The sequence below is a fragment of the Martelella sp. AMO21009 genome (assembly GCF_053484295.1).
In genome coordinates this window covers 1-13,850 of record NZ_JBAKFR010000032.1, presented here as the reverse complement: position 1 = coordinate 13,850, position 13,850 = coordinate 1, and the positions used below count along the sequence as shown (strand labels likewise).

Below are 13,850 nucleotides of genomic sequence, written 5' to 3'. Positions count from 1 at the left end.
AAGTAAGCTTCAAGTGTCAGTTTCGCCGCATTTCGCGGCCACAACCGTTTTAAAGGCAGGTCATCCGGTATCGGGGTTTTGACCGGATCGACTGCCAGCAAGGGCGATGCCGCCCAGTCAAGGAGACAGGCATGAACCAAGAGGTCATGAATCTTTTCAATCCGCAGGCGCCGGCGCAGGTCTTCGATTCGATCCGGATCTCGATCGCCAGCCCGGAGAAGATCCTTTCCTGGTCTTATGGCGAAATCAAGAAGCCGGAAACGATCAACTACCGTACCTTCAAGCCCGAGCGCGACGGTCTGTTCTGCTCGCGCATCTTTGGCCCGATGAAGGACTACGAGTGCCTGTGCGGTAAGTACAAGCGCATGAAATACAAGGGCATTATCTGCGAAAAGTGCGGCGTCGAAGTCACGCTGTCGCGCGTTCGCCGTGAGCGCATGGGCCATATCGAGCTCGCCGCGCCCGTTGCCCATATCTGGTTCCTGAAGTCGCTCCCGAGCCGCATTTCGACGCTGCTCGACATGACGCTGAAGGATGTCGAGCGCGTTCTCTATTTCGAGAACTACATCGTCACCGAACCGGGCCTGACCGACCTGAAGGAGAACCAGCTCCTTTCGGAAGAAGAATACATGATGGCCGTCGACGAGTTCGGCGAGGACCAGTTCTCGGCCAATATCGGCGCCGAGGCAATCTATGAGATGCTTGCCAGCATGGATCTCGACAAGATCGCAGGCGATCTGCGCGCAGAGCTTGCCGACACCACGTCGGATCTGAAGCAGAAGAAGCTGATGAAGCGCCTGAAGATCGTCGAGAACTTCCTGGAATCGGGCAACCGTCCGGAATGGATGATCATGAAGATCGTTCCGGTGATCCCGCCGGATCTGCGTCCGCTCGTGCCGCTCGATGGCGGCCGTTTCGCGACGTCCGACCTCAACGATCTCTATCGTCGCGTCATCAACCGTAACAACCGTCTGAAGCGGCTTATCGAGCTGCGCGCACCGGGCATCATCATCCGCAACGAGAAGCGTATGCTGCAGGAATCGGTTGATGCGCTGTTCGACAACGGCCGTCGCGGCCGCGTTATCACCGGCGCCAACAAGCGTCCGCTGAAGTCGCTCTCCGACATGCTGAAGGGCAAGCAGGGCCGGTTCCGTCAGAACCTGCTCGGCAAGCGCGTCGACTATTCCGGCCGTTCGGTCATCGTGACCGGTCCGGAGCTGAAGCTGCACCAGTGCGGCCTGCCGAAGAAAATGGCGCTCGAACTGTTCAAGCCGTTCATCTACGCCCGTCTTGATGCCAAGGGTTACTCCTCGACCGTCAAACAGGCGAAGAAGCTTGTCGAGAAGGAGCGTCCGGAAGTCTGGGATATCCTCGACGAGGTTATCCGCGAGCATCCGGTGCTGCTGAACCGCGCGCCGACGCTGCACCGTCTCGGCATTCAGGCGTTCGAGCCGATCCTGGTCGAAGGCAAGGCGATCCAGCTTCATCCGCTGGTCTGCACCGCCTTCAACGCCGACTTCGACGGCGACCAGATGGCCGTTCACATTCCGCTGTCGCTTGAAGCGCAGCTGGAAGCGCGCGTCTTGATGATGTCGACCAACAACATTCTGCACCCGGCCAATGGTCTGCCGATCATCGTGCCGTCGCAGGACATGGTTCTCGGCCTCTACTACCTCTCGATCATGAACGAGAAGGAGCCGGGCGAGGGCATGGTGTTTGCCGATATGGGCGAACTGCATCATGCGCTGGAAAACAAGGTCGTCACCCTGCACGCCAAGATCAAGGGCCGGTTCAAGACCGTGGACGAGGACGGCAATGTCGTCTCCAAGATCCACGACACCACGCCGGGCCGGATGATCATCGGCGAGCTTCTGCCGAAGAACGCCAACGTGCCGTTCGACACCTGCAACCAGGAAATGACCAAGAAGAACATCTCCAAGATGATCGACACGGTCTACCGCCATTGCGGCCAGAAGGACACGGTGATCTTCTGCGACCGGATCATGCAGCTCGGCTTCAGCCACGCCTGCAAGGCCGGCATTTCGTTCGGCAAGGACGACATGGTCATTCCGGACGCCAAGCACACCATCGTCGCCGAGACCGAGGCGCTCGTGAAGGAATACGAGCAGCAGTACAATGACGGCCTGATCACTCAGGGCGAAAAGTACAACAAGGTCGTCGACGCCTGGGGCAAGGCCACCGAGAAGGTTACCGAAGAGATGATGGCCCGCATTCGCGCGGTCGAATTCGATCCGGAAACCGGCCGCCAGAAGCAGATGAACTCGATCTACATGATGAGCCATTCCGGCGCGCGTGGTTCGGTGAACCAGATGCGTCAGCTGGGCGGCATGCGTGGTCTTATGGCGAAGCCCTCGGGCGAAATCATCGAGACGCCGATCATCTCGAACTTCAAGGAAGGCCTGACCGTGAACGAGTACTTCAACTCGTCGCACGGCGCCCGTAAGGGTCTGGCCGATACCGCCTTGAAGACGGCGAACTCGGGTTACCTGACCCGTCGTCTGGTTGACGTTGCGCAGGATTGCATCGTCAACACGGCGGATTGCGGCACCGACAAGGGCCTGACCATGACCGCCATCGTCGATGCCGGTCAGGTGGTGGCCTCCATCGGCCAGCGCGTTCTCGGCCGTGCCGCCCTCGTGGACATCGAGGACCCGACCACCGGCGAACTGATCGTCGAGGCCGGCCGTCAGATCAACGAGGCGGATGTGGCGCGGATCGAAGCATCCGGCATCCAGTCGGTGCAGATCCGTTCGGCGCTGACCTGCGAAGTCCAGACGGGCGTCTGCCAGGTCTGCTACGGTCGCGACCTTGCACGCGGTACGCCGGTCAATCTCGGCGAGGCTGTCGGCGTTATCGCCGCGCAGTCGATCGGCGAGCCTGGCACCCAGCTCACCATGCGTACCTTCCACCTTGGCGGTACGGCAACGGTGGTCGACCAGTCGTTCCTAGAATCTTCCTATGAGGGTACGGTGCGCATCAAGAACCGCAATGTTCTGCGCAATTCCGACGGCGTTCTGGTGGCGATGGGCCGCAACATGGCGATCCAGATCCTCGACCAGCGCGATCAGGAGCGGTCTTCGCAGAAGGTCGCCTATGGTTCGAAGTTGTTCGTGGACGACGGCGACACGGTCAAGCGCGGCCAGCGTCTTGCCGAGTGGGACCCCTATACCCGCCCGATGATGACGGAAGTCGAAGGCAAGGTCGATTTCGAAGACCTGGTCGAAGGTCTTTCGGTTACCGAAACGACGGACGAGGCCACCGGCTTCACCAAGCGTTCGGTCATCGACTGGCGCTCGACCCCGCGCGGTGCGGACCTGAAGCCGGCCATCGTCATTCGCGGCGAGGACGGCGAAGTGCTGAAGCTGCCGCGCGGCGGCGAAGCCCGCCTGCCGCTGTCGGTCGACGCGATCCTCTCGGTCGAGCCCGGCCAGAAGGTCAGCCAGGGTGACGTGCTTGCGCGTTCGCCGCTGGAAAGCGCCAAGACCAAGGACATTACCGGTGGTCTGCCGCGCGTGGCCGAACTATTCGAGGCCCGCCGTCCGAAGGACCATGCCGTGATCGCAGAGATCGACGGTACGATCCGCTTCGGCCGCGACTACAAGAACAAGCGCCGCATCCAGATCGAGCCTGCGGAAGACGGTGTCGAGCCGGTGGAATACCTCATTCCGAAGTCGAAGCCGTTCCATCTGCAGGATGGCGACTACATCGAGAAGGGCGACTACATCCTCGACGGCAACCCCGCTCCGCACGACATCCTTGCGATCAAGGGCGTCGAGGCGCTGGCTTCCTACCTCGTCAACGAGATCCAGGAAGTCTATCGTCTGCAGGGCGTTGTGATCAACGACAAGCACATCGAGGTGATTGTTCGCCAGATGCTGCAGAAGATCGAGATCACGTCTTCGGGCGACAGCGGCTATATCTCCGGCGATATTGTCGAGGCGATTGCCTTCGACAATCTCAACGAGGAACTGGTCGCGCAGGGCAAGAAGCCTGCGGAAGGCGAACCGGTGCTGCTCGGCATCACCAAGGCCTCGCTGCAGACGCCGTCCTTCTTCTCGGCGGCTTCCTTCCAGGAAACCACCAAGGTGCTGACCGAAGCGGCGATTGCCGGCAAGGTCGATACCCTGCAGGGCCTGAAGGAAAACATCATCGTCGGCCGTCTGATCCCGGCCGGTACCGGTCGCGCCATGTCGCAGGTCCGTCGCATCGCGACCACCCGCGACGAGCTCATCATCGATGCCCGCCGCAAGGCCTCCGGCGCCGACGAGGCGACCCCGATGCTGTCCGCGATGAACCCGGAAAGCGAGCCGCAGCCGGGCGAATAAGCCTCTGCGTTGAAGCTGTCTGATCTGAAAGCCGCCGGTCTCGTGCCGGCGGCTTTTCTGTTATGCAGCTTACTGTCGCCAGACAGGCTTGCGAGGTGTTGCCAACGCGCATAACCTGCTTCTCGAACGTAGCGGGGACCACTTTCATGGCCGATCTTTACGGTATTCTCTCCATCGCGCTGGCATTCTTTATCGTCGCCGTCTCGCCAGGTCCGGCCAACATCGCCGTCGCGACGATTGCGATGCGGTTCGGAAGAGCCGCGGGGCTTGTTTTCGGCGCCGGTCTTGCTGCGGGGCTTTCATTCTGGGGCGTTGTCGCTGCGACGGGCATGGGGGCGGTGCTTCAGGGATCTGTCTATTTCCTGAGCGCGCTTAAAGTGTTCGGCGGGGCCTATTTGCTCTACCTCGCCTTCCAGTCCGCGCGCGCCGCGGCAAAGTCTGGAATTGAGCCTGGCGGGAAAACAGCTGCGGACGGACGTTGGTTTCGCCGCGGTCTCGTCCTCAACCTCTCGAATCCCAAGGCCGTGCTGGCGTGGATGGCGGCGCTTTCCATCGGCGCGGACTCCGGCGGACAGCCGATGATTGTCGCCACGGGGTTTTGCATGATCCTCGGGCTCGTCAACTATATGCTTTATGCTCTGGTGTTTTCGCTGCCCGGTGCGATGGCGGGATATCAGCGTTTCAGGCGCGTCGTTGAAGGCGCGGTGGCCGGTCTGTTCGCCATGGCCGGTTTCGGTCTGATGCGTTCGGCCTTCAGCCGGTAGGATGCAGTCTGGTTCTGGCCTGCTGGCGCGATCTCCGCTTCCGTTGTGCGCGGTGCGGCTGGACCATTTTGGGGTCTAGCTGAAATATCGTTAGCCAAAACAATGGCGGACGCACACAGTGTAGTGGTTGCGGAGTAAGGGGCGATCGGGGATTTCGTGTCTTCGCTTCGCATAGAAGAATGGAACGCTTTGCGCGTTCTGATAACAAAGCCAGGACGGGTCGCCAGGTTCACGTCATGGATGGTTGTCGCAGTTCGACCCGCGACAACCCCATCATTGAAGTCCGCCGAGGGGCTCCGACGCCGGCGAGATAACCCGGATGCTGTCCGCGTTGAACCCGGAAAGCGGGCCTCGGCCGGGCGCATAGACGCCGGCTTCGGACTTCCGCCGACCGTTTTCAAACTTTTGTGTAAGAGACTACCGACTTTCGGCGGTCTTTAACATTTATTGCTAAAATGCTAGCGATAGCATTCGCTGGTTACGCGGTCTTGTCGTCGGCGTCGGTCTGGGAGGGATTGACGGACGATTTGCGCCAGAGAAGGGCAGCCCTGGCGGGTCCCCTGATTTGCGCGGCGGCGGAAAGGAAGCGCTATGGAGGCGGGTAGGCGGAGCATCTGGATCATCTGTCTTGTCTGGGTCTTTCTGGGCGGGATATGTGCGCTAGTGATCGCCGAGTTCATCCGCAACCATAACGCCGACGAGTATGTCGACTATTATGGCTCCGATGTCTTTCAAAACGCGGTCTCCGTCGCCGAAACGAGCCTGACGGTATTGCGCACCCTCGACCGATCTGACAACGCGCCCTGTTCCGCAGAGGATCTGGATGCGATGCGCGGCGTCGTGTTCGCCGCTCCTTATCTTGCCGATGTCGGCCGCTTGCGGGAAGGGTATCTGATATGCACCGGCATATGGGGCGAACTGGAGACGCCGGTGAAGATGCCGCCGCGTTCACAGGTGGTCGGCGTCAACGCGGCCATTCTCTGGAAGGGCACCAGAGGCATCGCGCCGGCTGGTCTTGCGGCCGACATGTCCTCTTTCGGCAACAGCGTCGTAATGACGGAACCCTCCGCCTTCGCGCGCTACGAAGACCCTGCCGAACGGCTCGCCGCCCTGGTGCTGACCAGCGATGCCAGCTACGTCTATCAATCCTTCGGCGATACCGAAGGGTTGGCGCCTTTGCTCGGAAGCAACAGTGATTGGTATCGCATTGCGCAGCGAAGGGTCTATTCGCGCTGCAATGACAAGACCGATGTCTGCGTCGTTGCCACCTATGATGCGCCCGCCCTTTTGAAAACGGCACCGCTTGATTTCATGCTAGTTCTGGCCGGCGGCGTTTCGGCCGGCGCCTTCTTCGGGCTCTGGCACGCGCATCTCTATCGTGAAAGCCGGTCCTGGCGTCAGAAGCTGGATCGGGCGCTCAATGATGACCGGCTCACCGTGCATTATCAGCCGATCGTCAGGCTTTCCGACAACAGGATATGCGGGGCGGAGGCGCTTGCGCGGCTGGTGGATTTCGACGGGACGCTGATTCCGCCCGACCAGTTCATCCCCGCGGCGGAAACCTGCGGGTTGATAGGACGAATCACCCGCAGCGTCGTCAAACGGGCATTCACCGACATGGCGGCGCATTTTGCGGCCGATCCGGATTTCTATGTCAGCATCAATGTCGCCTCCGAGGACATACTGAGCCTGGAGTTTCTGGATTTTCTCGAGACCGAAACCCGGTCCCACGGGCTTTCTGCCGGTCAGGTCGCGCTGGAGCTGACGGAGCGCTCGACGGCGAGCCAGGACAGCCTGACCCAGGCGATGGCGGCCTTCAGCAGGCGCGGCTATCACATCCTCATCGACGATTTCGGCACGGGCTATTCGAACCTTGCCTATATCGCGCGCATGCCGATCGCCGGCGTCAAGATCGACCGGATGTTCACCCAGGCGCTCGACCAACAGGCGATCGGCGCCGTGATCGTCAGCAAGGTCTGTGAACTTGCCGCAGCGCTCGAGGTAACCCTGATCTGCGAGGGCGTGGAGACCAAAGGCCAGGCCGACCATCTCGTCGCCATCTATCCCGACATCTGCATCCAGGGTTTCCTGATCGGCCGACCAATGCCCGCGCGGCAGTTTTCACGCGCCTTTCCGGCCGACCATCATGCATGGACGCCAGTGCAGAGCGAGAGCGCCGGCTGAGCGGCCTTTTCGCGGTGTTTTACGCGCGACTATCACTTGAAGCGCGTCAACGCGCCAGTTTCAGAAGCCGCCATCGCCGTTGAGCTTCACGATCGCCACCTCGCCCTCCAGTGCCGTCTGATAGGCCGAAGCGTGGGGCTCCTCGTCGGGGATTTCGGAGATCATGCCGATCTGGTCGAGATCGGCCTCCGAATAGCCCTCGTTTGCCAGCGCGTTCAGCGTGTTGCGCACGGCGGTGTCCTCGTCCGGAGCGGCGATCAGGACATGGACCTCGGTGTCGCCGTTCCACTCGTGATAGACCTTGCCGGTGATGATGAAGACCATGCGCTCGCCGTCGTTTGTGTAGCCGGGTATGGCAATCATGTCGGGCCTTTCTGTGATATCGCCGCCCTGATCCGCATCAGCATTTGCCGGGATAGGAGGCGCTTTCCGGTGTGGCGCGGAGCCTGTTTTACCGCATGATATCGCGATCCGGCCCCTAAATGCGACCATAGATTTTTAATCTGGTTGCTTTTGATGATTTAATATACCTTAGGTTGCATTACCCCCTTTTGCGAGGATGGAGCGCTATGTACCGTATCATCGATACGCCGTGGAACACGACGGCCTATATTCCCCAACTGAAAAGCGGCGGCGTCGAGACCGTCATCCGCTATTACAATCTCGAGGACTCATCGTCGCTACCGCAGAAGCAGTTTCAGCCGGCCGAGGCCAATGCGCTTGCCGCGGCCGGCCTTACGATGGCGGTGGTGTTCGAACAGACCGGCGGCGCGGACGGAAAGATCGGCGATCTCGACCCGTCGAACGGAAGCCGCGATGCGACGCAGGCGCTGAAGCTTGCGGCCGCGATCGGACAGCCGCATGGCTCCGCGATCTATTTCTCCGTCGACTATGACTACGATGCGAGCGCCGATCTCCAGACCATTGAATCCTATTTCGCCGCCGTGTCCAAGGCGCTGAAGGGTGCATACAGGCTCGGGGTCTATGGCTCTGGAACCGTTGCCTCCGCCGTGGTGGGCGCGGGCCACGCGGACCTGATCTGGCTTGCGGGCTCGACCGGCTGGTCCGGCACTGAGCAGATGCTTGCGACCGACAAATGGGCGCTGTTCCAGAGCGAGATGGATATCACGACGCCACTCCCTCACGACGGCAACACCGCCTCGTCGGCCTTTCCGAATTTCGGCCAGTTTACGCTTGGCAGCGGTCTGATTTCCTGACCCCGGCGAAATCCCCGTTCCATCAGCCACGGCCTTGAAACGGGCGGGAGAAGCGGATATCTAGGGCGCACGGCAATCGAAAGGGATGCGCAGGACGATGATTTCTCACCTCAAGACAGTACAGATTCTGGCTTCGAGGGAGAATTATATCCATGCATGCGACCATCACGCTTTCCGGCCTGTCCTACAGCACTGCTGACGGCCACACGCTTTTCAAAGATATTTCCGCGGTTTTCAACGCCGGGCTGACGGGCTTCGTCGGCCGCAACGGCGTTGGCAAGACGACTCTGCTCAAGCTGATCGTCGGCGCGCTGACGCCGTCCTCCGGCAGCGTAGAGGTTGCCGGGCGCATCGCCGTGCTCGACCAGGCGGTTTCGGCCGGCGAGGGCGAGACGCTCGCCACGCTTTTCGGCATTGATGCCATGCTGGCGGCCATCGAAAGTGCGGAGCGCGGCGAGGCCGATGCCGAAACGCTCGCCGCGATCGACTGGACGGCGGAGGAAAGGGCGGTTGCCGCGCTTGCCCGGCTGGACCTCGCCGCGCCGCTCTCTACGCCTCTGGCAAGGCTTTCTGGCGGCGAGATCACCCGCGCCCGGCTGGCGGCGCTGGCTTTCGAAGCGCCGGACTTCATCCTGCTCGACGAACCCACCAACAATCTCGATGTCGCCGGGCGGGAAGCCCTTGTCCGCTTCCTCAGGGACTTTCAAGGCGGCGCGCTGGTGGTGAGCCACGACCGTGCGCTTCTGGAGCACATGGACGCGATCGTCGAACTGACAACGCTCGGCATGACGCGCTATGGCGGCAATTTCAGCTTCTATGAAGCCGAGAAGGAAGCCGAGCGGCTGGCGCTGGAGCATGAGCTGCGTGATGCGCGCAAGGATGTCCGCAAGGTCGCCCGCACCGTGCGCGAGCGTTCCGAACGCAAGGCGCGGCGTGATGCCATGGGTCGCCGGCTGCGCGCACGTCGCGACCAACCGAAAATTGTGCTCGACGGCATGAAGGCGCAGGCGGAAGGTTCGGCCGCGCGCGACAGGGCGCTGTCTGAACGCCAGCAGCAGGAGGCGGCGGTGGAGCTGGCAAGCGCACGCGCGAAGGTCGAGGTCGTCGAGCCATTCACGGTGACCCTTGCCCATTCGGGGCTGGCATCGGGCAGGCGGGTCGCCGCGGCGGACCGTCTTGCCGGCGGCTATCATCCGGAGCAGCCGCTGTTTCGCGACCTCTCCTTCGAGATGATGGGACCCGAACGAGTGGCGATCACGGGCCGCAACGGCGCAGGCAAGTCGACGCTGATCGCCATCTTGACCGGCAGACTCGCCCCGCTCGGCGGCAGCGCCGAAATCCACGTGACCCATGCGCTGTTCGACCAGACGGTGTCGCTGCTTGATCCAGACCAGACCGTCCGCGAAAACTTCCGCCGCCTCAATCCCGATGATGATGAAAATGCCTGCCGGGGGGCGCTCGCACGATTCCGGTTCCGCGCTGATGCCGCCTTGCAGACCATCTCGACGCTCAGCGGTGGCGAGCGGTTGCGGGCAGGGCTTGCCGCCGCGATCGGCGGTACGCGGCCGACCGAGCTGCTGATTCTCGACGAGCCGACCAACCATCTCGACCTTGAGAGCCTCGCCACGCTGGAGGCGGGGCTCAATGCCTATGACGGTGCGATCCTGGTGGTCAGCCACGACGCGATGTTCCTTGAGAGAATCGGAGTCGCGCGCACGATCGACCTTGGGGGGCGGGCGTCATGAGCGGCGAGTCATTTTATTGCGCGGAGCACTCCGCGCATTGCCAAAACTTGCCGCATCGGCGGGAAGGGCTCGCAAACCACCGCCCCTCAAGGGTTTTGGTAAAGAAATTCCGGGCTGCAGGCTTGACGATGCATGGGTAAACGAGTATGTCCGCGCCAACAGAACCAAAGTGAGGTCTGGCCGTTCGGGAAGCCAAATGTCCCGGAGTTCACCTCAGACTAGGTTCTCATACAGCACGTTGAAGATCAAAATGCTGCACGCATGACGCGGCAAAGCGCCTGTGTCCTCTGCTTTAAGGTCCATCCGCCGGAAAGGCGGCTTGGGCCGTGCTTGTGCGCATATAGCGCTTGATGTGCTTCTTTATCGCCGGAAACGGCATGGAATATGCCCCAGAAGGGCGATGAGACACGAAATCAAGGGATGGTTGAATGCCTACCGTAAACCAATTGATCCGCAAGCCGCGTCAGCCCCAGGTGAAGCGGAATAAGGTTCCGGCACTGGAGCAGAACCCGCAGAAGCGCGGCGTTTGCACCCGCGTCTACACCACGACGCCGAAGAAGCCGAACTCGGCGCTTCGTAAGGTTGCCAAGATCCGCCTGACCAACGGCTTTGAAGTCATTGGCTATATTCCGGGCGAAGGCCACAACCTGCAGGAACACTCCGTCGTGATGATCCGCGGCGGCCGCGTGAAGGACTTGCCGGGTGTTCGCTACCACATCATCCGTGGCGTGCTCGATACCCAGGGCGTCAAGAATCGTAAGCAGCGTCGTTCGAAGTACGGTGCGAAGCGTCCGAAGTAATTCGGTTTTCATTTCTCTGGCGCTGCGCGAGGTTCTCCGCGTTTTAAGCGCCGCAACTGTTGAGAGACAAAGAATATGTCACGACGCCACAGTGCAGAAAAGCGTGAGATCAACCCGGATCCCAAGTTCGGCGATCTGGTGATCACCAAGTTCATGAATGCCGTCATGCTGCACGGCAAGAAGTCGGTCGCCGAATCGATCGTCTACGGCGCGCTCGACGCTGTTGAGGGCAAGCTGAAGCAGAACCCGGTTGAGGTTTTCCATCAGGCGCTCGACAACGTTGCTCCGCATGTCGAGGTTCGTTCGCGCCGCGTTGGTGGTGCAACCTACCAGGTTCCCGTCGACGTCCGTCCCGAGCGCCGCCAAGCGCTTGCCATCCGTTGGTTGATTGCTGCTGCGCGCAAGCGCAACGAAACCACCATGATCGAGCGCCTGTCCGGCGAGCTCATGGATGCTTCGAGCAATCGCGGCTCTGCTGTCAAGAAGCGTGAAGACACGCACAAGATGGCCGATGCCAACCGCGCATTCTCGCATTACCGCTGGTAATTAGAACACCGAGGAAGGCCTGATATCATGGCTCGCGACTATAAAATCGAAGACTACCGCAATTTCGGGATCATGGCGCATATCGACGCTGGCAAGACCACGACGACCGAGCGCATCCTGTTCTACACCGGCAAGTCTCACAAGATCGGCGAAGTCCACGACGGCGCTGCTACCATGGACTGGATGGAGCAGGAGCAGGAGCGCGGCATCACGATCACGTCCGCTGCGACGACCACCTTCTGGGAAGGTCGCGACGGCAAGAAGCGCCGCTTCAACATCATCGACACCCCCGGCCACGTTGACTTCACCATTGAAGTCGAGCGTTCGCTGCGCGTGCTCGACGGCGCCGTTGCACTTCTCGACGCCAATGCCGGCGTTGAGCCGCAGACGGAAACCGTCTGGCGCCAGGCCGATAAGTATCATGTTCCGCGCATGATCTTCTGCAACAAGATGGACAAGATCGGCGCCGACTTCTATCGCTCGGTCTCCATGGTCAAGTCCCGTCTCGGCGCGACCCCGGTTGTCATCCAGCTGCCGATCGGCGCTGAAAACGACTTCGCCGGCGTGATCGACCTGATCGAGATGAAGGCTCTCGTCTGGGACGGCGAGCATCTTGGCGCGCAGTGGGACGTCACCGACATCCCGGCTGACATGAAGGAAAAGGCTGAAGAGTACCGCGAACTGATGATCGAGACGATCGTCGATATCGACGAGGAGGCCATGGAAGCCTACCTCGAAGGCAACATGCCCGATAACGACAAGATCCGCGCACTCATCCGCAAGGGTACGATTAACGTCGACTTCTTCCCGATGCTGTGCGGCTCGGCGTTCAAGAACAAGGGCGTGCAGCCGCTGCTCGACGCCGTTGTCGACTTCCTGCCGTCGCCGGTCGAAATTCCCGCGATCAAGGGCATCGACGTCAAGACCGAAGCCGAAATCTCGCGTAAGGCCGATGACAACGAGCCGCTGTCGATGCTGGCGTTCAAGATCATGAACGACCCCTTCGTCGGCTCGCTGACCTTCTGCCGTGTCTATTCCGGCACGCTCGAAAAGGGTTCGGGCGTTATGAACACGGTCAAGGAAAAGCGCGAGCGCGTCGGCCGCATGCTGCAGATGCACTCGAACTCGCGTTCGGACATCGACGTGGCCTATGCCGGCGACATCGTTGCTCTTGCGGGCCTCAAGGAAACCACCACCGGTGACACGCTCTGCGATCCGCTGAAGCCTGTTATCCTGGAGCGGATGGAGTTCCCCGAGCCGGTTATCCGGATCGCGATCGAGCCGAAGACCAAGGCCGACCAGGAAAAGATGGGTCTTGCCCTCAACCGTCTGGCCGCCGAGGATCCGTCCTTCCGCGTTGCCACCGACGAAGAATCCGGCCAGACCATCATCGCCGGCATGGGCGAGCTTCACCTCGACATTCTCGTCGACCGCATGAAGCGCGAGTTCAAGGTCGAGGCCAATGTCGGCGCGCCGCAGGTGGCCTACCGCGAAACGATCACGCAGGCTCACGAGGAAGACTACACCCACAAGAAGCAGTCGGGTGGTTCGGGTCAGTTCGCCCGCGTCAAGATCATTTTCGAACCCAATCCGGATGGCGAGGATTTCGTATTCGAATCCAAGATCGTCGGCGGTTCCGTTCCGAAGGAATATATTCCTGGCGTTCAGAAGGGTATCGAAAGCGTTCTGTCCTCGGGTCCGCTGGCAGGCTTCCCGATGCTCGGCATCAAGGCCACGCTGGTTGACGGCGCCTACCACGATGTTGACTCGTCGGTTCTCGCCTTCGAAATCGCATCGCGCGCCTGCTTCCGTGAAGCCGCCCGCAAGGCCGGCGCACAGCTTCTCGAGCCGATCATGAAGGTCGAGGTCGTGACGCCTGAAGATTACGTCGGCGATGTCATCGGCGACCTGAACTCCCGTCGCGGTCAGATCCAGGGTCAGGAACCGCGCGGCAACGCGACGGTGATCGAAGCCCAGGTTCCGCTCGCCAACATGTTCAAATATGTCGACACGCTGCGCTCGATGTCGCAGGGCCGCGCCCAGTATTCGATGGTCTTCGACCACAATGCGCCGGTGCCTTCGAACGTCGCACAGGAAATTCAGGCGAAATACTCCGGTCAGAAGTGACCGGGGTAGGGCCGCAAAAATAACGAGATTAACCCCTCGCGGGTTTGACAGGAATAGGAGCCTAAAATGGCAAAAGCAAAGTTTGAGCGGAGCAAGCCGCACGTAAACATCGGCACGATCG

The 13,850-nt window shown here is 60.9% G+C and carries 9 protein-coding genes; 8 read left to right on the top strand and 1 reads right to left on the bottom strand.

The window, feature by feature from the left end:
• Window positions 1–131 precede the first annotated feature (131 nt).
• From rpoC to V6766_RS21685, 3 genes are all read left to right on the top strand, one after another.
• On the top strand, window positions 132–4,346 hold the full coding sequence (gene rpoC / locus V6766_RS21695) for a DNA-directed RNA polymerase subunit beta' (protein WP_448470109.1): 4,215 nt from the start codon (window positions 132–134) through the stop codon (window positions 4,344–4,346).
• Between the two features lie 146 nt (window positions 4,347–4,492).
• A complete protein-coding gene (locus tag V6766_RS21690; RefSeq protein ID WP_448470107.1) occupies window positions 4,493–5,110 on the top strand; it encodes a LysE family translocator in 618 nt (205 codons plus the stop codon).
• Window positions 5,111–5,701: 591 nt separating this feature from the next.
• Entirely contained in the window at window positions 5,702–7,294 is a 1,593-nt protein-coding gene (locus tag V6766_RS21685; protein ID WP_448470105.1) for an EAL domain-containing protein, read from the top strand.
• Between the two features lie 60 nt (window positions 7,295–7,354).
• On the opposite strand, the gene V6766_RS21680 is transcribed toward V6766_RS21685, so the two are convergent.
• A complete protein-coding gene (locus V6766_RS21680; RefSeq protein ID WP_448470103.1) occupies window positions 7,355–7,657 on the bottom strand; it encodes a transcriptional regulator in 303 nt (100 codons plus the stop codon).
• A gap of 206 nt (window positions 7,658–7,863) precedes the next feature.
• Between V6766_RS21680 and V6766_RS21675 the strand changes: the two genes are divergently transcribed.
• The 5 genes from V6766_RS21675 (at window position 7,864) to fusA (ending at window position 13,729) form a co-directional block, all read left to right on the top strand.
• On the top strand, window positions 7,864–8,511 hold the full coding sequence (locus V6766_RS21675; protein WP_448470101.1) for a glycoside hydrolase domain-containing protein: 648 nt from the start codon (window positions 7,864–7,866) through the stop codon (window positions 8,509–8,511).
• 152 nt (window positions 8,512–8,663) lie between these two features.
• On the top strand, window positions 8,664–10,256 hold the full coding sequence (locus tag V6766_RS21670) for an ABC-F family ATP-binding cassette domain-containing protein (RefSeq protein WP_448470099.1): 1,593 nt from the start codon (window positions 8,664–8,666) through the stop codon (window positions 10,254–10,256).
• Window positions 10,257–10,684: 428 nt separating this feature from the next.
• Entirely contained in the window at window positions 10,685–11,056 is a 372-nt protein-coding gene (rpsL, locus tag V6766_RS21665; RefSeq protein WP_018065617.1) for a 30S ribosomal protein S12, read from the top strand.
• A 75-nt stretch (window positions 11,057–11,131) separates the two neighbouring features.
• Window positions 11,132–11,602 carry a 30S ribosomal protein S7 gene (rpsG, locus tag V6766_RS21660; protein WP_018065616.1) on the top strand — a complete coding sequence of 157 codons (471 nt, stop codon included), beginning with the start codon at window positions 11,132–11,134 and terminating at the stop codon, window positions 11,600–11,602.
• A gap of 27 nt (window positions 11,603–11,629) precedes the next feature.
• Window positions 11,630–13,729 (top strand): elongation factor G, encoded by a 2,100-nt coding sequence (gene fusA / locus V6766_RS21655; protein ID WP_448427396.1) that lies wholly within the window; start codon window positions 11,630–11,632, stop codon window positions 13,727–13,729.
• Window positions 13,730–13,850: the final 121 nt, after the last annotated feature.

Excerpts from the sequence above, each read along its gene's own strand:
- rpsL (WP_018065617.1), top strand. The coding sequence starts at position 10,685 with ATGCCTACCGTAAACCAATTGATCCGCAAGCCGCGTCAGCCCCAGGTG.
- rpsG (WP_018065616.1), top strand. The coding sequence starts at position 11,132 with ATGTCACGACGCCACAGTGCAGAAAAGCGTGAGATCAACCCGGATCCC.
- V6766_RS21685 (WP_448470105.1), top strand. The coding sequence starts at position 5,702 with ATGGAGGCGGGTAGGCGGAGCATCTGGATCATCTGTCTTGTCTGGGTC.
- V6766_RS21670 (WP_448470099.1), top strand. The coding sequence starts at position 8,664 with ATGCATGCGACCATCACGCTTTCCGGCCTGTCCTACAGCACTGCTGAC.
- V6766_RS21690 (WP_448470107.1), top strand. The coding sequence starts at position 4,493 with ATGGCCGATCTTTACGGTATTCTCTCCATCGCGCTGGCATTCTTTATC.
- fusA (WP_448427396.1), top strand. The coding sequence starts at position 11,630 with ATGGCTCGCGACTATAAAATCGAAGACTACCGCAATTTCGGGATCATG.
- rpoC (WP_448470109.1), top strand. The coding sequence starts at position 132 with ATGAACCAAGAGGTCATGAATCTTTTCAATCCGCAGGCGCCGGCGCAG.
- V6766_RS21675 (WP_448470101.1), top strand. The coding sequence starts at position 7,864 with ATGTACCGTATCATCGATACGCCGTGGAACACGACGGCCTATATTCCC.
- V6766_RS21680 (WP_448470103.1), bottom strand. The coding sequence starts at position 7,657 with ATGATTGCCATACCCGGCTACACAAACGACGGCGAGCGCATGGTCTTC.